This is a genomic window from Aquibium microcysteis (assembly GCF_014495845.1).
Lineage (GTDB): Bacteria > Pseudomonadota > Alphaproteobacteria > Rhizobiales > Rhizobiaceae > Aquibium > Aquibium microcysteis.
In genome coordinates, this window is the sequence record NZ_CP061080.1 from 117,716 (window position 1) to 134,899 (window position 17,184).

Below are 17,184 nucleotides of genomic sequence, written 5' to 3' on the forward strand. Positions count from 1 at the left end.
TATACATGGCAGGAGGGGTGGCTCGATGACGATTGCCGATGGTGAGTTCCTCTGGGAGGGCAGCGACGCGTTCAAGGAGGCCTCGAACACGGCGGCGTTCATGCGCTGGCTGCAGGCCGAGCGCGGCCGCGTGCTTCCCGATCACGAGGCGCTGCGGGCATGGTCCGTCGACGACATCGAAGGGTTCTGGGCCGCGGTCTGGGACTATTTCGCGATCATCTCCGACGACGGCTACGACAGCGTCCTGGAGAGCCGTGTCATGCCCGGCGCGCGCTGGTTCAGCGGCAGCCGCGTCAATTATGCCGAGCACGTCCTCCGCCGCGAGGACGACCATCCCGACAGGACCGTTCTGCATCACGTCTCGGAACTGCGCGCGCTGGCCGACATGAGCTGGGGCGAGCTGGGCGCGCGGGTGCGCGTGCTGGCGACCTGGCTGCGGGCACGCGGCATCGGCCCCGGCGACCGCGTCGTCTCCTACATGCCGAACGTCCCCGAGACGATCATCGCAATGCTGGCGGTCACGGCCATCGGCGCGGTCTGGTCGTCCGCCGCGCCCGAATTCGGCGTCAAGACGGTGGTCGACCGCTTCGCGCAGATCGAGCCGAAGCTGATGTTCGCCGCCGACGGCTACCGCTTCGCCGGCCGCGACTTCTCCCGCATCGCCGAGATCGAACAGATCGTGGGCGCGCTGCCCGGGCTGGAGACGGTGGTCTGGCTCGACTATGCCGGCAGCGGCGCGCGGCCCGCCCTCGACGGCATCGCCATCGTCGCCTGGGAGGACGCGCTGTCGGGACCACCGGTGCCGCGCGAGGGCTTCCGCTACGAGCGGGTGGCGCCCGATCATCCCCTCTGGGTGCTGTTCTCGTCGGGCACCACCGGCCTGCCGAAGGCGATCGTCCACGGCCATGCCGGCGTCATCGTGGAGCACTACAAGACGGCGGCGTTCCACCTCAACCTGAAGCCCCACTCCTGCATGTTCTTCTATTCCACCACCGGCTGGGTGATGTGGAACTCGCTGCTCTGGGGGCCGCTGATGGGTGGCCGGGTCCTGCTCTATGACGGCGCGCCGTCGCATCCCGGGCCGGACCTCCTGTGGCGCCTGGCGGCCGACGTGGGCGCGACATCGTTCGGCGCGAGCCCCACCTATGTCGACACGATGCGGCGCCAGGGCGTGGTGCCGAAGGCGATCTGCGACGTCTCGACCTTCGAGAACGTGTTCCTCGCCGGTTCCCCGTCGACGCCCGAGACCTTCGCCTGGCTGCGCGAGGCGGTGAAGGAGGACCTCTGGATCACGTCGCAGTCCGGCGGCACGGAATTCTGCTCGGGCATCGTCGGTGGCACGCCGCTGCTGCCCGTGCATGCGGGCGAGATCCAGACGCGGTGCCTCGGCGTCGACGTGCGCGTCTTCGACGAAGCCGGGCGCGAACTGGTTGGCGAGGTGGGAGAGATGGCGATCGTCAAGCCGATGCCCTCGATGCCGATCTTCTTCTGGGGCGACGACGACCTGACGCGCTACAGGGAAGCCTATTTCGACGCCTGGCCGGGCGTCTGGCGGCATGGCGACTTCATGGAGATCAACGCGCGCGGCGGCTGCTTCGTGCATGGGCGGTCCGACTCGACGCTCAACCGCTTCGGCGTGCGCATCGGCTCGGCGGAGATCTACCGCACCATCGATCATATCGAGGCGCTGGCCGACAGCCTGATCGTCTGCATCGAGGAACCCGGCGGCGGCTTCTACATGCCTCTGTTCGTCGAGCTCGGGGACGGGGCGGCGCTGGACGAGGATCTGCTGCAGCAGATCCGCACACGGCTGCGCACCGAGCGCAGCCCGCGCCACGTGCCCGACGAGGTGCTGGCCGTGCCGGCCATCCCCTACACGCTGTCGGGCAAGAAGATGGAGGTGCCGGTACGCAAGCTCCTGATGGGCTGGCCGGCCGACAAGGCCTTCAGTGCCGATGCGATGCGCAATCCGCGCAGCATGGACTGGTTCGTCGACTTCGCCAAACGGCGGAGCGCGAAGGGCGAGGGGCTCTACCGCAGCCTCTCCGATCGCGGCTGACGAAGGGGAAGCGGGCTTTCGCCCGCGCCCTCAGGCAAGCTTCAGGAGCTTCGCCGCGTTCTGCTTCAGGACGAGCGGCTTGACCTCGTCCTTGATGCCGATGGTCTCGAAGTCGGAGAGCCAGCGGTCCGGGGTGATCGCCGGCCAGTCCGAGCCGAAGAGCATCTTGTGCTTCAGGATCGAGTTGACGTAGCGCACGAGGATCGGCGGGAAATATTTCGGCGACCAGCCCGACAGGTCGATGTAGACGTTGGGCTTGTGCGTCGCCACGGAAAGCGCCTCTTCCTGCCAGGGGAAGGAGGGGTGCGCCAGGATGATCGGCATGTCGGGGAAATCCACCGCCACGTCGTCCAGATACATCGGGTTGGAGTATTTCAGCCGCATGCCCATGCCGCCGCGCATGCCCGAGCCGACGCCGGTCTGGCCGGTGTGGAACAGCGTGATGGCGCCTTCCTCGGCGATCGCCTCGTAGAGCACGTAGGCCGAGCGGTCGTTGGGATAGAAGCCCTGCATGGTGGGGTGGAACTTGAAGCCCTTGATGCCGAACTCGCGCACCAGCCGCTTCGCCTCGCGCGCGCCGGCCTTGCCCTTGGCCGGGTCGATCGAGGCGAAGGGGATCATGATGTCGCTGTTGGCCGCCGCGACCTCGGCCACTTCCTCGTTCTTGTAGCGGCGGAAGCCGGTCTCGCGCTCGGCGTCGACCGGGAAGATCACGCAGCCGATCCTGCGCTCGCGGTAGTAGTCGGCGGTCTCCTGCACGGTAGGCAGCATGCCCTTCGCGCCTGCAGGGTTGCGGAAATAGGCGGCCATGCCGGCCTGGAACTCGTCATAGCCGTCGTCGCGGGGGCCGCAGCAGGGCTCCTCGGCGTGGGTGTGGATGTCGATCGCCAGCAATTCGTCGAGTTTCATGCGTTCCCTGCCTTCTGCATTCGGCGCGCACATTCTCCAAACGCGGTGCGGTTGTAAACCGAAAAAGCCGGCTGAGCGCGTCTGGTCGGACGGTCCCGGATCGAGGGCTCAGTCCTCGTCCCCGACCGCTTGCGGGGAGGGGGCGCGGCCGCGCCGGCGCAGGGTCTTCAGGGCGTTCCGCAGCTGCGGGTTCGCTTTGACGAAGCGGCGCGCCCCGACGAGGCCGCGCTGCAGGCCGGCCGAGAGCCGTCCTTTCGCGGTCAGCGGAACGACCACGTCGAACGGACGGGTCTCCATGTCGCACCATTGGCGCTTGTAGCCCTCGTCCCCGACGCTGAAGTCGAAGGTCGACAGGCCTTGCTCGCAGGCCTCCCGGATGTTCTCGAAGAACAGGAAGTCACCCGGGCTCGCACCGGCAAGCTCGTCTTCCGCGAAGGCGACGAAGTCGCAGACGATGGTGCCCGCCGCGAGGCTGCTTCCGGTCACGGCACGGACGACGCCGGCGACCTCGAGCGCCTGCAGCAGGAAACCGGGCGCCGGGGATGCGGCGGCGCGGCCGAAGAGATCGCGGAAGAAGGCCCGGACCCCGGCGTCGTCGAAGGGGTCGTCGATACCCAGGGCGTCGAAGCGCGCGGCCTTCATGCGGAAGAACGCGTCGAGCAGCCGGTCCGCGTCCTCGGCTCCGCGCGCCGTAAACCGTCGGTAGCCGCCCGCGGCCTCGAACTTGCGGATCTGCGAGCGGTGCTTCTTGCGCTTTCGCTTGCCGCTCGCCCGCGCAAGCACGCCCTCGAAGCCTGGCGTCAGGTCGATCGCCAGCGCCGGGTCGGGGCTCTGCCACGAGCGGACGGGCGACAGCGGGTTGGCGACGCCCCCGAACCGCTCAGCCAGCCGCTCGATCATCAGAAGGTCGACGTCGGGGCGGAGCGCGCGAACGGCCGCGGCGAGGGCGGTCACGTCCGCATGCTCCAGTTCGCCGGTCCATCCGCTGGTGAGCGCCGGAAAGCTGCCATTGGCGTGCGACCCGCCGACGATCCTGGCCGTGCGGATCCTGCCGCCCTGGACGACCTCCAGGCAGAGCGCCATCCGCGTGCGGCCGCTCGAGGACAAGGTCAGGCACAGGATGTCGGGATTGCAGTGCCTCGCCCAGGCATCGATCCAGTCCGGGCTTTGCGGCGGGGCATGCAGCGCGTCGCGGCAATGCGCGCGGTAGAAGGCGAGGGCGTCCAGCCCGTGAAGGCAGGAGACCGCGCGCGCCAGGCCCGACGGCACGCCGACCGCGCGAGGGCTGGCTGCTTCCGCCGGCCGGCCCTGCGGAGGGTTGTGGACGACCGTATCAACCATACCTTTAACCTTCGAGGGTACTGCTACCGTCACAGCGGCGTCACGCCTGCCGATGGTGCAGCCTATCGGGAAATGGTGAAAGAATGATCGACAGGGGCGAACTGCTCAGGAAGCTGGTGCTGCACGGCGCCCGGCTGAGCCTGCTCGCCCCGCTCGCCGGCCGCCTGCTGGGTGGAATCGGCGCGATCCTGATGCTGCACCGGATCAACGACCATCCGCCGCGCGGCATCGGCGTCAACCGGCACCTGACGGTGACGCCGTCCTTCCTGGACGCCGTCCTGACCGAGGTGAGGCGGATGGGTTTCGTCTTCGTCTGCATGGACGAGGCCGTCGACCGGCTGAAGAGCCGTTCCTCCCGCGAACGCTTCGTCGCCATCACCGCCGACGACGGCTACCGAGACAATCTGACCGATGCCCTGCCCGTGCTGGAGCGCCACGGCGCGCCGATCACCGTCCATGTCGCGCCGGCGCTCACGGAAGGCAAGGTGCTGCTCTGGTGGGATCTGCTGGAGGAGATCATCGCGACACGGTCCCTCGTCTACCTGTCGATGCCGGAGGGACCCGCCGTCTTCGAGTGCGGGACGCCGGCCGAAAAGTTCCGCGCCAACAGGGAGATCCACAACTACCTGACCGAAAGGGTGGCCGAGGAGGATCAGGTGGAGGTCATCCGCGGGCTCGCCCGCTCCTGCGGCATCGATCCTCTCGGCGCCGGACATGCGGCGCTCATGGACTGGAACGAACTGCGCCGCTTCGCGGCCCATCCGCTGGTCACCATCGGGGCGCACAGCGTCCATCACTACAATCTGCGCCGGCTGACGCCGGAGAAGGCGATGCGGGAGCTCGTCGATGCCCGCAGCATCATCGAAATGGAGCTGGGGCTGACCCCGCGCCACATGGCCTATCCCTACGGCTACGAATCGGCGGTGGGGCGGCGGGAGGTCGACCTCGCCCGCGCGGCCGGCTACGTCTCGGCGGTGACCACGCGCCACGGGCTGCTCCAGGTCGAGCACGCCTCGCACCTGCAGGCGCTGCCGCGGATCTCCATCAACGGCCGCTACCAGCTCGTCGCCCATATCGGCACGATGCTCTCGGGCATCACCATCCCGATCGCCAACCGAGGCCAACGCGTCGTCACGGTCTGACCGGCGACACCTCAGCCCTGCGCCCTGGGGCCCGCCATCCACTTGATGAGCGCCATGGCCGGAAGCACCCACAGCAGGCCCGTGAAGAAGAAGTAGGCGAGGTGGACGACCCAGGAGGACTCGGCCAGCTGCGCCACGGCCACGATGGTGGCGACGATGGCGTAGACCACCACGAGCGCGACGAGCAGGACGGTTCCGATCAGCTTCTTCAGGCGCAGGGGCATCGACGCTTCTTCCTTTTGGCCCTGCATGTACGCACACGGGCGGCAAAGGCAATGCCTGATCGTCCGGGTGGGCGCGGCGCGACCGCGTGCCGCGCGCCCGAGCCTTGCAAGCGCACCCCCGATCGGCCACGAGAAACCGCTGCATGAACCACCGGACGGACCCATGACCGCGATCGCCGAATCCACGCTGCACGACGCCATCGAACGGCAGGCGCGCAACCGCGCCCTCGTCCGCGGCTGGCTCTACGTCGTCCTTCTGGTGCTGTTTGCGCTGGTGGTGGTGGGGGGCGCGACGCGGCTGACGGAATCCGGCCTGTCGATCACCGAATGGAAGCCCGTGCTCGGCGTGCTGCCGCCGCTGACCGAAGCCGCCTGGCAGGCCGAACTGGAGAAATATCGCCAGATCCCGGAATACCAGCTCATCAACAAGGGCATGAGCCTCGACGACTTCAAGACCATCTACTGGTGGGAATGGAGCCATCGGCTGCTGGCTCGCGGCGTCGGCGTCGTCTTCGCCCTGCCGCTCGCCTTCTTCTGGCTCACCGGCCGGCTGGAAGGCCACCTGAAGCCGAAGCTCGTCGGCCTGCTCGCGCTCGGCGGCCTGCAGGGTGCGGTGGGCTGGTGGATGGTCGCCTCGGGCCTCGTCGACCGCACCGACGTCAGCCAGTACCGCCTCGCCACACACCTGACGATCGCCTGCATCATCTTCGCGGCCACGATGGTGGTGGCGCGGGGTCTGGCGCCGCACACGGCTGCGCCCTCCAAGCAGGGGACGCGCAGCTTCGCGCTGGTGCTGATGCTCCTCGTGCTGGTGCAGGTCTATCTCGGCGGCCTCGTCGCGGGCCTCGATGCCGGGCTTGCCTACAACACCTGGCCCCTCATGGATGGCGCGATCGTTCCGGGCGATCTTCTGATCCAGCAGCCCTGGTGGATCAACTTCTTCGAGAACGCCAAGACCGTGCAGTTCGTGCACCGGACGGGCGGCTACCTGCTCTTCGCCGCCGCGCTGTGGCACATGATCCAGGCGCGCCGCGAAGAGCCCGGCACCACCCATGCCCGTCGCGCGCTGGTGCTCTTCCATCTGGTGCTCGTGCAGGCGGCGATCGGCATCACCACGCTGCTGTTCCAGGTCCAGATCGGCTGGGCGCTGCTGCACCAGGCCTTCGCGCTGGTGGTGCTGGGCTTTGCCGCGGCGCACTGGCGCGGCACGCGCGGCAGCTATCCGGAGGAGACCGGGGTCGTCGTCAGGAGCTGAGGGTCAGAGCCTCGACCGCAGGGCGTGGTACTGGGCGGGGCTGGTATCGGCCATCGCCTCCGCACGCGAGGCCGGACGGTCTTCGTAGACGATCGGCGCGTCGAACTGGCCGGCCGTCAGGTCGACGCGGTGCCCGCCGACCCGGTTGTAGAAATGCATCCCCTCCGCCGTCGGCGTCGTCAGGATGTCTCCGCCGAACAGATCGTTCACGACCAGCGCGGTCACCCCACACTGGCCTAGGGCCGGGACAGCCTTCGTCCAGCGGGTCGAGCTGTCGATCGACCAGGCCGTCTCCAGCGCTTCCCGCAGCGCTGCCGGATCGCGGTAGGTCCGCACTCAGGCGGCGCGGCCGAGCATCAGGTCCATGTTCTGGACCGCCGCCCCCGAGGCGCCCTTGCCCAGATTGTCGAGCACGGCGACGAGGTTCGCCTGCCCCTTGCCCTCGGTGCCGAAGACGTAGAGCCGCATCCCGTCGGTGTCGTTGAGCGCCGTCGGGTCGATGCGCGACATCGAGGCGCTGTCGGCCAGCGGTACCACCTCGACGACCGACTGCCCGGCGTAATGGGCCGTCAGCACGGCGTGCAGGTCGTGCAGCGACGGCGTGCCGTTCAGGTCGGAGAGGTGCAGCGGCAGCTGGACGATCATGCCTTGTGCGAAGCGTCCGACGCTGGGCGAGAAGATCGGCCGGCGCGCGAGCAGGCCGTGCGCCTGCATCTCCGGCAGGTGCTTGTGCGCGAGCGTCAGCCCGTAGAGGAAGTGCGGCGAAGCGATGTGGTCGGGATTGGCCGCATCCTCCATCTGCGCGATCATCTGCTTGCCGCCGCCGGTGTAACCGGAGACCGCATTGATGCTGACGGGATAATCGGCTGGCAGGAGTCCGGCCTCGACCAGCGGCCGGATCAGGCCGATGGCGCCGGTGGGGTAGCAGCCGGGATTGGCGACGAACCGCGCGCCGGCGATCTTCTCGCGCTGTCCGCCCGTCATCTCGGCAAAGCCGTAGGCCCAGCCGGGATGGACGCGGTGCGCCGTCGACGTGTCGATGATGCGGGTCGCGTTCGTGCCTTCCAGCAGCGCGACCGCTTCCTTGGAGGCCTCGTCCGGCAGGCACAGGATGGCGATGTCGGCGGCCTTCAGCATGTCCTCGCGCAGCGACCGGTTGCGCCGCTCCGCTTCGGGAATGGAGAGGATGTCGAGATCGTCGCGCCGGCCGAGCCGGGTGCGGATCTGCAGGCCGGTGGTGCCGTGCTCGCCGTCGATGAAGATTTTCGGTTTCATGCCTGTCTCGCCTGAAAAGATGGAGCAATCAATGCGTTGGAGTCGTGAGCGGACTCTGCCCGGCAAGGCGTTGATCAAGGCTGCGAGGTCCCTGATTCAGGACGCGAATGTCTCCGGGCGTGCCGCCTGGGCGGGTCGTCGTCGGGTCATCGCAGCCGCGCCTTCTTCTCCGCGAGCAGGCCCAGATACAACTGGGCCACCGTTGCGCCCGCGATCGCCGTGATGTCGGCATGGTCGTAGGGCGGCGAGACTTCTACGATATCCGCCCCCACTATGTCGAGTTGGCCGAGCTGGCGCAGCACCGAAAAGATCCTGGCCGAAGAGGGACCGCCGGCGACCGGCGTTCCGGTGCCCGGCGCGAAGGCGGGGTCGAGGCAATCGATGTCGAAGGTGACGTAGGTCGGCGCGCCTGCCGTGCGCTCGACGATCGCGGCGGCGATCTCGGCCGCCTTCATCTCCTCGAGCTCGTAGCCGTAGAGGATCTTGATGCCGCAATCCTCCGGCGCATGGGTGCGGATGCCGACCTGAATCGACTTCGCCGGGTCGATGACGCCGTCGCGCACGGCGCGGGCGACGAAGGAGCCGTGGTCGATGCGCCGGCCGTCGTCGAACCAGGTGTCCTGATGGGCGTCGAACTGCACCAGCGCCAGCGGACCGTATTTGGCGGCATGGGCCTTGAGCAGCGGCCAGGTGACGAAATGGTCGCCGCCCAGCGAGACCAGGAAGGCGCCGCCCTTGATCAGCTTCGCCGCCTCGCGCTCGATGCGTCCGGGCGTCTTCTGGTGGTCACCGGTGTCGAGCAGGCAGTCGCCATAATCGACCACGGCGAGCTCGCCGGTGATGTCGCGGTGGAACGGATATTGCGGGTCGTTGTCGAAGATCGTGGCCGCGCGCCGGATCGCCTGCGGGCCGAACCGCGCGCCGGGCCGGTTGGTCACCGCCGCGTCGAAGGGAATGCCCCAGACCACGGCGTCCGCGCCCTTGACGTTTTTCGTGTAGCGGCGGCGCATGAAGGACAGCGCGCCCGCATAGGTCGGGTCGCCGGCGCTGCCGGTGATGCTTCGGGCGGTGAAGGCGTAGTCGATGGTGGATGCGGGCATGTCGGGTCTCCGGCTGACGCGACGTACCTATCGCAAGCGCGGAAGGGGCTCAAGGCACGGCCTGGCGGTGGGAGGGACAGGCGAGGCGCTGGTCGAAACGGCCGGTACGCAAACGGACGTCTGCGGCCGAATCCGGACGAACTCAGCGATAGCCGATGACGATGTCAGGCCGGTCGGCGGTGTTCCTGCGGTCCAGCGGGCTCGGATAGTCGCACCAGGGTTCGCCGGAGGCGGGCTGCGCGCTGAAGCTCAGTTCGAGCGCGACCGGGATCCCGCCCGCCGCCACCGGCGCGCAGTTGTTCGCATGCACGTGAACGAGGCGCAGCCGGAACCGCTCCATGAAGCCGACGATCCGGTCGAGATGCAGGTCGACGTCGTGGAACTCGATGACGACGCCGGTCAGGAGATGCTGGTGCTCGACCAGGGCGTCCAGACAGCGGTACTCGCTGCCTTCGATGTCCATCTTGACGAAGACCTTCCTCGCCGCGACGCCGCGGACGACGTCATCGAGGGAAAGATAGGGCTGGCCGCCGACGAACTTGCGGACATGGACCCGATCGGACACGAAGAAGCGCTTGAAATCCAGGTAGTTGCGCAGATGTCCCACGGCCTCGTCGATCCGGCGCCGCTTCAGGGCCTGCCAGGCCGCGCGATAGAACAGCTTGCGGTTCACGGATCCGTCATAGGCGTGGATGGGGACCGGCGAGAGCGCGTGGAAGCCGCGCTCGAACGACCAGTTGTCCCCGAGCCCGAAGGACAGGAGGAACTCCGACCGCCGGACGTCACCTTGCGAAACCACGTAGCCGCCATCCGCTTCGGAGCCGATCCGTACGAGGTCGGGGCACCGTCGGTGCCGAAAGGCGGCCGGAAGGCTGGCGCGAACCCGGTCGCTGTCGTCGAAGGCCTGAGCGAGCGGCCGCTCCATCGGTCTGCCTCCCCCCGGCTTCCGAACGTCGCCTCCTTGTAGGCCCTAAACCGAAACCCGAAAAGCCTGGACGATCGTCCGCGCCTCCGACCGGGACCGCCGCATCCGCCCGGTTCGGCACCATTGAAACGATCCCGGGCAGCATTGCGTGGCGCGACGCACGGACGTCGTGGATCCGAACCACGGAAAAAGAAAGAGCCCGCGCAGGGCGGGCTCTCTCCTTGCATTCGTCGGAAGACGCTGGGGATCAGCGCTTCGAGAACTGGAACGAACGACGGGCCTTGGCCTTGCCGTACTTCTTGCGCTCGACGGTGCGCGAGTCGCGGGTCAGGAAGCCGCCCTTCTTGAGCACGCCGCGCAGCGCCGGCTCGTAGTAGGTCAGCGCCTTGGAGATGCCGTGACGCACCGCGCCGGCCTGGCCCGACAGACCGCCGCCTATGACCGTTGCGACGATGTCGTACTGGCCTTCGCGGTTGGCCGCGACGATCGGCTGGCGCAGGATCATCTGGAGCACCGGCCGGGCGAAATAGGCCTTGTACTCCTTGTCGTTGACGATGACCTTGCCGGTGCCCGGGCGGACCCAGACGCGGGCGATGGCGTCCTTGCGCTTGCCGGTCGCATAGGCGCGGCCCTGGGCGTCCAGCTTCTGGACGTGCACCGGGGCGGCCGGCTGAGCGGCGGAGACGCCGGTCGCGGTGCCGAGTTCGGCGAGGGAATTCAGATCAGCCATTGACCGGGGTCCTTACGTTCTTCTTGCTCATCGCGGCGACGTCGAGCGTCTCGGGCGTCTGAGCCTCGTGCGGATGGGCCGCGCCCGCATAGACGCGCAGGTTCTTCATCTGGCGACGGCCGAGCGGGCCGCGCGGGATCATGCGCTCGACGGCCTTCTCGAGCACGCGCTCGGGGAAACGGCCTTCCAGCAGGTCGCGCGCCGTGCGCTCCTTGACGCCGCCGGGGTGGCCGGTGTGCCAGTAATACACCTTGTCGGTGAACTTCTTGCCGGTCAGCACGACCTTGTCGGCATTGATGATGATGACGTTGTCGCCATCGTCGACGTGGGGCGTGAAGGTGGGCTTGTGCTTGCCGCGCAGGCGGTTGGCGACGATGGAGGCGAGGCGGCCGACGACGAGACCTTCGGCGTCGATCAGCACCCACTTCTTCGTCACCTCCGCAGGCTTCTGCGAAAAGGTTTTCATGGTGGTACTTTCCTGTCGAACCTTCCATCCCGAGCGGGCGGAAAGGCGTTTCTTGTTGCTTGCGTTGGGCGGCTGATCTGCCGGCCAACAGGAAGGCGGCGATACGAGATTGCCGCTTCGCCGCGCTCCATAAAGCAGGCTGTCGGCGTCGTCAAGCGGCCCTGCGCCGACATGGCGCAAAAAGACAAATGAAAACAGTTGCTTGCCGGAGTGGTATTATTTTACCGCATCGATGATGCCCGGTCTGTTGCATCTCCGTGTGGGCGCCGTGCTTGATGCGGCGCAACGGCGCCGAGGACCATCTGTCCGGAAAGGGGAAATCACCGGTCGCCGAGGAATGGCAATGGCGAACGCAAGGAAAGGATATGCTGCTGAATGTGACATATTTCACTTTAAAAAAATCCTCGGTGCGAGAGTTAAATATTTCACATTACCATAAAAAATAATTACATGAATGGAAAATGAATGCATTCTTCAGTCAGGATACAGGAACGGGTCGTTAGAACGGTCGCCATGGGGCAAGCAAACGACTGAAACAGAAACCTGAACCTGAAAGGAAACCATCATGACCATCCGCAACACCCTCGTCGCCGCCGCCGCCACCGCTCTCGTGCTGGCCGCAGGCTCCGCCAGCTTCGCCGGCAAGTTCGCCGCCATGCCCGCCTCGGGCGGCGGGGCGCAGATCAGCTGCTCGATCCCGAACAACGTCGTCTGCACCATCACCAGCGCCAAGGGCCTGAAGTCGGTGAAGATCCTGTCCAACACCCCGCAGGGCACCGTCGCCGTGGTCGACAAGACCTACCGTAGCTGCCCCAAGCAGGTGCAGGTGTCCTGGGACTCGGCCTACCAGTCGAGCGGCAACCAGATCGTCGAGTGCTCCTCGATGGGCTTCAAGGCCGCGAACTGACGCGTCGAACCGGTACCGACCGGAGGGCTCCGCGCCATGCGCGGGGCCCTTCCGGCGTTCGGTTCATTGTCCCCTTGCCGATGCTGCATCCCCGCCCGACATAGTCGGGAGACAGGGGAGAGAGCCAGATGGACGACAGCGAGGCGGTGACCGGCGGCTGTTTCTGCGGCCGCGTGCGCTACGAGGCGAAGGCCTATCCGCAGCGGGCATCCTACTGCCATTGCAGCTTCTGCCGCCGCACGTCCGGCGCGCCGGCCGAGGTCGCAGTCGAACTGGAGCCCGGGACGCTGCGCTGGACCGCGGCCGAGCCCCGGTACTTCCGAACCTCGCCTTTCGGCGAACGCGGCTTCTGCGGCGACTGCGGCTCGCGGCTGATCTGGCGTCTGGCCGACGGCAGCGGCGAGGATTATGCCAACGTGTCGGTGGGCAGTCTCGACCGGCCCGAACGGGTGAAGCCCGCCTTCCACCAGTGCGTCGAGAGCAGCCTGCCGTGGTACCGCATCGACGACGACCTGCCGCGCCTGAAGACCGAGGATCTTCCGCAGATCGTGGCCCTGCGCCGGGCCGCCGGGCTCGAATGATCCGCCCGCGCGGCCGGCCCGCGACCTACGGCTGCTTCTTCGGCGGGATGGAGTAGGTGCCGGTCGCGTGGGCGACCGTCAGGCGGTCCGGTCCGGCGACGATGTCGATGGCGAAGACCATCAGGCTGCGCCCAAGCTTGATGATGCGGCAATGGCCGTCGATCGGGCCGGGCTCGGCCTTGCGCACGAAGTTGATGTTGAGGTTGGTCGTCACCGACAGCGCGTCCGGGCCGGCATGGGTCAGCACGAGGACATAGCCGCCGATGTCGGCCAGCGTGAACAGGCACGGGCCCGAGACGGTACCGCCGGGTCGGACATGCCGCTCGCTGGCGTTGAGCCTGACCGTGCAGCCGCCCGGGAACACGTCGGTGGCGACGTAGTCGGCATAGTCGCCGTTGAGCTGCGGATAGACCGACACCATCAGCCGGTTGACCTCCTCGGCCGTCATCAGCGGCGTCGGACTTCTTTTCCCCGTTCCTGCGTCCATCGCCGTCCTCATCCCTTCGGCGCGTTGATCGGCCGGTTCTGCGTCCAGTCGAAGGTGCCGAGGTCGCGCTCGCGCACCGCCTGCTTCCAGCCCATCGCCTCGGCGCGGTGCTTGAAGTTCAGCCCCTCCGGCGAATGCCGGGTGATGCCGTCGAACAGGGTCGCGAACATCTGCGTCTGTTTCAAGCCCATCGCCTCGATCGCCTGGTTGACGACCAGCTTCTGCATCATCAGCTGGTTGACCGGCACGCCCGCCATGCGTTCTGCCAGCCGCTCCACCTCGGCGTCGAGATCCGCCGCCGGGACGGATTTCAGCACGAGGCCCATGGCCTCTGCCTCCTTGCCCTTCACCGTGTCGCCGGTGAACAGCATGCGCTTGGCCCGTTCCGGACCCAGCCTGTAGACCCACATGGCGGTGGTGGGGCAACCCCAGACGCGGATCGGCATGTAGCCGATCTCGGCCTCGTCGGCCATCACGATCATGTCGGAGCACAGGGCGATGTCGGAGCCGCCGGCCACCGCGAAACCGTGCACCTTGGCGATCACCGGCCGATGGCTGCGCCACAGCGACATGAAGAGATCCGTGTTGCGCATCATGAAGGCGTAATCCTTCATCGGGTCCCACGGCATGTCCTGCGTCATCGCATTGCCGGCGCCGCTGTCCTGCTCGGCGTAATAGGCGAGGTCGTAGCCGGCGCAGAAGGCGCGGCCAGCGCCCGACAGGATGATGACATGCACGCCGGAATCGGCGTTCGCCTGCGCCACGCAGTCGGCAAGCTCCACCGGCAGGTCGTCGTCGATGGCGTTGAGCACGTCGGGCCGGTTGAGGGTGACGCGGGCGATCCGCCCGTCTTTTTCGTACAGGACCCGCGGCACGATCTCCTCCCGTGTTCCGTTTCCGTAAACGTCAATCAGTCTGTCCCATTTCCGGGCTTTCCTTCAACCGGCTCCGTGATAGTTCTCTTGGTCCAGTGAAAGACGCGTCGAGGAGAAGACCATGGCCGAGGTGGTGGCACTGAAACGTCCCGAAGCGGAAGGGCCGGTCCATGCCGGCCTGTCGGGCGGGATCCTGACGCTGACGCTCGCCAACCCGCCGGCCAATGCCCTGTCGATCGCCACGATGGAGGCGCTGCAAGCGCAGCTCGACCGGGCGCGCGACGACGCGGCGGTGCGCGTCGTGGTGCTGGCCGCCGCCGGCAAGGTGTTCTGCGCCGGGCACGACCTCAAGGAACTGACCGCGCACCGGGCCGACGCCGACCGCGGCCGCGCCTTCTACGAGAAGACGATGCGGCTCTGCGCGGGCGTCATGCAGTCGATCGTGCGGCTGCCGAAGCCGGTCATCGCCGAGGTGGCGGGAACGGCCACCGCCGCCGGCTGCCAGCTGGTCGCAAGCTGCGACCTCGCGGTTGCCACCACCGAGGCGATGTTCGCAACGCCGGGCGTCAACATCGGCCTGTTCTGCTCGACCCCGATGGTGGCGCTGTCGCGCAACGTCTCGCGCAAGCATGCGATGGAGATGCTGCTGACCGGCGAGATGATCGACGCGACGACGGCCCGCGAGTTCGGCCTCGTCAACCGCGTCGTGCCGCCGGAATACCTGAATCAGATCGTGCGCAAATATGCCGAAACCATTGTTTCCAAATCACCCCTGACGCTGAAGATCGGCAAGGAGGCTTTTTACGCGCAGGCCGAGATGGGCCTGTCGGATGCCTATGACTATGCCGTTCGGGTGATGGTGGAGAACATGATGGCACGTGATGCCGAGGAAGGCATCAGGGCCTTCGTCGAGAAGCGCAGGCCGGAATGGACGGGGGAGTGATGGTGCCGCGCGTCTCGATCGTCACGCTCGGCGTCGACGATCTCGACCGCGCGGTCCGCTTCTACGAGGCGATGGGGCTGACGCGCCACGCAGGCATCACGGACGGCGTGGCCTTCTTCCAGATGGGCGGCATCATCCTGTCGCTCTTCCCGCGCAGCGAACTGGCGAAGGATGCAGGCATCCATCCCGATGGCTCCGGCTTCTCGGGTGTCGCGCTCGCCTACAACACCCGCTCGCAAGCGGAGGTCGACGCCGTGCTGGAGCAGGCCGTCGCGGCGGGCGGGACGATCGTCCGGCCGGCGGGCCGCGCCTTCTGGGGCGGCCGGACGGGCTACTTCGCCGACACGGAGGGACATCTCTGGGAGGTCGCCCACAACCCGGCCTTCCCGATTGCCGCGGACGGGACGATCACGCTTCCCGCCTGACCCGCCGCCCCCGAAACGCCCCGGATCCGCCTGCTTGCCGCCCTGCCGGCGCCAGGCTCGCGGACCAGGGTGGCGGCGGGCAATGACGGGTGGGCCGCGACGATGGCGAGACGGGCGATGCTGGCCCTTGCGGGTTGGCTGGCGGGGGCGGGAGCCGCACCGGCGCAGACGCCGCACCATACCGAGGTCGCGCCGCCCCTCTATCCCGAAATCATACTAGAGACGGACGACAGCTTTTCCACCGACTCCGAGCTGAGCGCCTTCCGCCGCGCTCTGGCCGATGCCGCCGGCCACCGATGGGACAAGCCGCTCGATCCCGAGACCGTCGTTCCCTTCCTCGCCGCCGACGTCGAGTTCCTGGTCGGACAGAAGGGGAGGAGCTATCGCGAGGCGTTCGTGTCGCTCGGCCTCCATCCCGCCCGCAAGGTGCTGGAGATGGCGGGACGCCTGTCGCGCGCCGGCGACAGTGCCGACCCGGGCGTTCACAGCCGCCACGGTCTGCAGGTGCTGGAGGAACTCGTCACGGAGCCGACGGTCGGCCGCACCCCCTGGCTCGACGGCCGCATCTGCACCGCGAGCTATGGCCGCATCGCGTGGCCCGACTGGATCGCGCTCGACGGCAAGCTGCGCTTCCTCGATCGGGAGCACTGGCGCATCGCCGGCGTCGTCGAGCCCACCGACGACAAGGGGCTGCCGACGGGCGACTGGCCGAAGCGCTACCAGATGGTTCCCGTATCGCCCGAGCAGAAGCGCTCCGCCGGTTCTCTCGGCATCATCGCCCCGCAGGGCGGCGTGGTGTTCTTCCGCGTCTTCCCGGGCAGCGACGCGAACCACTTCGCCCCCTATCTCAACTCCCACCTCTGCTTCGAGAAGCGCGACGGCGCATGGACGGTGTCTGCCATCGCCCTCAGGCTTGATTGAGCATCGCGATTCCGGCACAGGAAGCGCATGAACCACGATGCCTATGACGACGCCTACATTTCCGGGATCCTGCACGAGACGCGCACCATCGCGGTGGTGGGGGCTTCGGCGAACGACGTGCGGCCTTCGTTCTTCGTGACGAAGTATCTGATCGACAAGGGCTATACCGTCTATCCGATCAATCCGGGCCAGGCCGGCAAGGAGATCCTCGGCCGGCCCGTCTTCGCCAGGCTGGCCGACGTTCCGGAGCCGATCGACATGGTCGACGTCTTCCGCGCCTCGGACGCGGCGCCCGGAATCGTCGACGGGGCACTGGCGCTCGACCCGCTGCCCAAGGTGATCTGGCTGCAGCTCGGCGTGCGCAATGACGCGGCGGCGGCGAAGGCGGAAGAAGCGGGCGTCAAGGTCGTCATGAATCGCTGTCCGAAGATCGAGTACGGCCGCATGTCGGGCGAGATCGGCTGGAACGGCGTCAACAGCCGCATGATCTCGTCGAAGAAGCCGGTCATGCGCGCCGGATTCCAGAGCTTCGGCATCCGCAAGCGCTGACGCCGCGGGCGAATTGGCCCGGCGTCGTTCTCTTTGCGCAATGGTTTTCCGCCGCTCCTTCGCACTTCGC

At 67.5% G+C, this 17,184-nt stretch carries 20 protein-coding genes; 9 read left to right on the plus strand and 11 right to left on the minus strand.

Annotated elements, in window-relative coordinates:
- Nucleotides 1-25 precede the first annotated feature (25 nt).
- The gene (locus tag IAI54_RS00520; RefSeq protein ID WP_187970521.1) at nt 26-2,059 is read left to right on the plus strand and encodes an acetoacetate--CoA ligase; all 2,034 of its coding nucleotides are present in this window, start codon (nt 26-28) and stop codon (nt 2,057-2,059) included.
- A 30-nt stretch (nt 2,060-2,089) separates the two neighbouring features.
- Here IAI54_RS00520 and IAI54_RS00525 read toward each other — a convergent pair whose 3' ends face one another.
- Both IAI54_RS00525 and IAI54_RS00530 read right to left on the minus strand, forming a co-directional pair.
- Nucleotides 2,090-2,968, minus strand: a complete 879-nt coding sequence (locus tag IAI54_RS00525; protein ID WP_187970522.1) for an amidohydrolase family protein — start codon at nt 2,966-2,968, stop codon at nt 2,090-2,092.
- 108 nt (nt 2,969-3,076) lie between these two features.
- Entirely contained in the window at nt 3,077-4,309 is a 1,233-nt protein-coding gene (locus IAI54_RS00530) for a GNAT family N-acetyltransferase (protein ID WP_187970523.1), read from the minus strand.
- An 83-nt stretch (nt 4,310-4,392) separates the two neighbouring features.
- On the opposite strand from IAI54_RS00530, the gene IAI54_RS00535 reads away from it, so the two are divergent.
- Complete coding sequence (locus tag IAI54_RS00535) at nt 4,393-5,451, plus strand: polysaccharide deacetylase family protein (RefSeq protein ID WP_187970524.1); 1,059 nt, start codon at nt 4,393-4,395, stop codon at nt 5,449-5,451.
- Between the two features lie 11 nt (nt 5,452-5,462).
- Here IAI54_RS00535 and IAI54_RS00540 read toward each other — a convergent pair whose 3' ends face one another.
- The gene (locus IAI54_RS00540; RefSeq protein WP_187970525.1) at nt 5,463-5,675 is read right to left on the minus strand and encodes a DUF2842 domain-containing protein; all 213 of its coding nucleotides are present in this window, start codon (nt 5,673-5,675) and stop codon (nt 5,463-5,465) included.
- A 163-nt stretch (nt 5,676-5,838) separates the two neighbouring features.
- Here IAI54_RS00540 and IAI54_RS00545 point away from each other — a divergent pair, with 163 nt between their 5' ends.
- On the plus strand, nt 5,839-6,930 hold the full coding sequence (locus IAI54_RS00545; RefSeq protein WP_187970526.1) for a COX15/CtaA family protein: 1,092 nt from the start codon (nt 5,839-5,841) through the stop codon (nt 6,928-6,930).
- A gap of 3 nt (nt 6,931-6,933) precedes the next feature.
- Here the strand turns inward: IAI54_RS00545 and IAI54_RS00550 are convergent, their stop codons facing one another.
- The 6 genes from IAI54_RS00550 to rplM all read right to left on the minus strand — a co-directional run bounded on the left by IAI54_RS00550 (nt 6,934) and on the right by rplM (nt 11,426).
- The gene (locus IAI54_RS00550) at nt 6,934-7,266 is read right to left on the minus strand and encodes a YunG family protein (RefSeq protein ID WP_187970527.1); all 333 of its coding nucleotides are present in this window, start codon (nt 7,264-7,266) and stop codon (nt 6,934-6,936) included.
- Nucleotides 7,267-8,205: an N-acetyl-gamma-glutamyl-phosphate reductase gene (argC, locus tag IAI54_RS00555; protein WP_187970528.1), complete on the minus strand. Its 939-nt coding sequence runs from the start codon at nt 8,203-8,205 to the stop codon at nt 7,267-7,269.
- Nucleotides 8,206-8,351: 146 nt separating this feature from the next.
- Nucleotides 8,352-9,305 (minus strand): agmatinase, encoded by a 954-nt coding sequence (speB, locus tag IAI54_RS00560; RefSeq protein ID WP_187970529.1) that lies wholly within the window; start codon nt 9,303-9,305, stop codon nt 8,352-8,354.
- Nucleotides 9,306-9,447: 142 nt separating this feature from the next.
- Nucleotides 9,448-10,230, minus strand: coding sequence for a class I SAM-dependent methyltransferase (locus IAI54_RS00565; RefSeq protein WP_187970530.1), 783 nt, complete (start codon nt 10,228-10,230; stop codon nt 9,448-9,450).
- A 247-nt stretch (nt 10,231-10,477) separates the two neighbouring features.
- Entirely contained in the window at nt 10,478-10,960 is a 483-nt protein-coding gene (gene rpsI, locus IAI54_RS00570) for a 30S ribosomal protein S9 (RefSeq protein WP_187970531.1), read from the minus strand.
- Nucleotides 10,953-11,426: a 50S ribosomal protein L13 gene (rplM, locus tag IAI54_RS00575; RefSeq protein ID WP_187970532.1), complete on the minus strand. Its 474-nt coding sequence runs from the start codon at nt 11,424-11,426 to the stop codon at nt 10,953-10,955. Before rplM ends, rpsI begins: the two co-directional genes overlap by 8 nt.
- 565 nt (nt 11,427-11,991) lie before the next feature.
- On the opposite strand from rplM, the gene IAI54_RS00580 reads away from it, so the two are divergent.
- Together IAI54_RS00580 and IAI54_RS00585 are read left to right on the plus strand one after the other, a co-directional pair.
- Nucleotides 11,992-12,333 carry a hypothetical protein gene (locus tag IAI54_RS00580; protein WP_187970533.1) on the plus strand — a complete coding sequence of 114 codons (342 nt, stop codon included), beginning with the start codon at nt 11,992-11,994 and terminating at the stop codon, nt 12,331-12,333.
- A gap of 128 nt (nt 12,334-12,461) precedes the next feature.
- On the plus strand, nt 12,462-12,914 hold the full coding sequence (locus tag IAI54_RS00585) for a GFA family protein (RefSeq protein ID WP_187970534.1): 453 nt from the start codon (nt 12,462-12,464) through the stop codon (nt 12,912-12,914).
- Between the two features lie 25 nt (nt 12,915-12,939).
- On the opposite strand, the gene IAI54_RS00590 is transcribed toward IAI54_RS00585, so the two are convergent.
- The gene (locus IAI54_RS00590; RefSeq protein WP_187970535.1) at nt 12,940-13,362 is read right to left on the minus strand and encodes a PaaI family thioesterase; all 423 of its coding nucleotides are present in this window, start codon (nt 13,360-13,362) and stop codon (nt 12,940-12,942) included.
- A gap of 47 nt (nt 13,363-13,409) precedes the next feature.
- A complete protein-coding gene (locus IAI54_RS00595) occupies nt 13,410-14,276 on the minus strand; it encodes a crotonase/enoyl-CoA hydratase family protein (protein ID WP_187970536.1) in 867 nt (288 codons plus the stop codon).
- Between the two features lie 121 nt (nt 14,277-14,397).
- Here IAI54_RS00595 and IAI54_RS00600 point away from each other — a divergent pair, with 121 nt between their 5' ends.
- From IAI54_RS00600 to IAI54_RS00615, 4 genes are all read left to right on the plus strand, one after another.
- Nucleotides 14,398-15,219 carry an enoyl-CoA hydratase gene (locus IAI54_RS00600; RefSeq protein ID WP_187970537.1) on the plus strand — a complete coding sequence of 274 codons (822 nt, stop codon included), beginning with the start codon at nt 14,398-14,400 and terminating at the stop codon, nt 15,217-15,219.
- The gene (locus tag IAI54_RS00605; RefSeq protein WP_187972952.1) at nt 15,219-15,644 is read left to right on the plus strand and encodes a VOC family protein; all 426 of its coding nucleotides are present in this window, start codon (nt 15,219-15,221) and stop codon (nt 15,642-15,644) included. The genes IAI54_RS00600 and IAI54_RS00605 overlap by 1 nt, the downstream gene beginning before the upstream one ends.
- Before the next feature lie 117 nt (nt 15,645-15,761).
- Nucleotides 15,762-16,565, plus strand: a complete 804-nt coding sequence (locus IAI54_RS00610) for a hypothetical protein (RefSeq protein WP_187970538.1) — start codon at nt 15,762-15,764, stop codon at nt 16,563-16,565.
- 27 nt (nt 16,566-16,592) lie between these two features.
- On the plus strand, nt 16,593-17,114 hold the full coding sequence (locus IAI54_RS00615) for a CoA-binding protein (RefSeq protein WP_187970539.1): 522 nt from the start codon (nt 16,593-16,595) through the stop codon (nt 17,112-17,114).
- Nucleotides 17,115-17,184 lie beyond the last annotated feature (70 nt).

Bases quoted from the DNA above. Each gene is read 5' to 3' on its own strand.
- IAI54_RS00520 (WP_187970521.1), top strand. From the start codon at position 26: ATGACGATTGCCGATGGTGAGTTCCTCTGGGAGGGCAGCGACGCGTTC.
- IAI54_RS00525 (WP_187970522.1), bottom strand. From the start codon at position 2,968: ATGAAACTCGACGAATTGCTGGCGATCGACATCCACACCCACGCCGAG.
- IAI54_RS00530 (WP_187970523.1), bottom strand. From the start codon at position 4,309: ATGGTTGATACGGTCGTCCACAACCCTCCGCAGGGCCGGCCGGCGGAA.
- IAI54_RS00535 (WP_187970524.1), top strand. From the start codon at position 4,393: ATGATCGACAGGGGCGAACTGCTCAGGAAGCTGGTGCTGCACGGCGCC.
- IAI54_RS00540 (WP_187970525.1), bottom strand. From the start codon at position 5,675: ATGCCCCTGCGCCTGAAGAAGCTGATCGGAACCGTCCTGCTCGTCGCG.
- IAI54_RS00545 (WP_187970526.1), top strand. From the start codon at position 5,839: ATGACCGCGATCGCCGAATCCACGCTGCACGACGCCATCGAACGGCAG.
- argC (WP_187970528.1), bottom strand. From the start codon at position 8,205: ATGAAACCGAAAATCTTCATCGACGGCGAGCACGGCACCACCGGCCTG.
- speB (WP_187970529.1), bottom strand. From the start codon at position 9,305: ATGCCCGCATCCACCATCGACTACGCCTTCACCGCCCGAAGCATCACC.
- IAI54_RS00565 (WP_187970530.1), bottom strand. From the start codon at position 10,230: ATGGAGCGGCCGCTCGCTCAGGCCTTCGACGACAGCGACCGGGTTCGC.
- rpsI (WP_187970531.1), bottom strand. From the start codon at position 10,960: ATGGCTGATCTGAATTCCCTCGCCGAACTCGGCACCGCGACCGGCGTC.
- rplM (WP_187970532.1), bottom strand. From the start codon at position 11,426: ATGAAAACCTTTTCGCAGAAGCCTGCGGAGGTGACGAAGAAGTGGGTG.
- IAI54_RS00580 (WP_187970533.1), top strand. From the start codon at position 11,992: ATGACCATCCGCAACACCCTCGTCGCCGCCGCCGCCACCGCTCTCGTG.
- IAI54_RS00585 (WP_187970534.1), top strand. From the start codon at position 12,462: ATGGACGACAGCGAGGCGGTGACCGGCGGCTGTTTCTGCGGCCGCGTG.
- IAI54_RS00590 (WP_187970535.1), bottom strand. From the start codon at position 13,362: ATGACGGCCGAGGAGGTCAACCGGCTGATGGTGTCGGTCTATCCGCAG.
- IAI54_RS00600 (WP_187970537.1), top strand. From the start codon at position 14,398: ATGGCCGAGGTGGTGGCACTGAAACGTCCCGAAGCGGAAGGGCCGGTC.
- IAI54_RS00605 (WP_187972952.1), top strand. From the start codon at position 15,219: ATGGTGCCGCGCGTCTCGATCGTCACGCTCGGCGTCGACGATCTCGAC.
- IAI54_RS00610 (WP_187970538.1), top strand. From the start codon at position 15,762: ATGCTGGCCCTTGCGGGTTGGCTGGCGGGGGCGGGAGCCGCACCGGCG.
- IAI54_RS00615 (WP_187970539.1), top strand. From the start codon at position 16,593: ATGAACCACGATGCCTATGACGACGCCTACATTTCCGGGATCCTGCAC.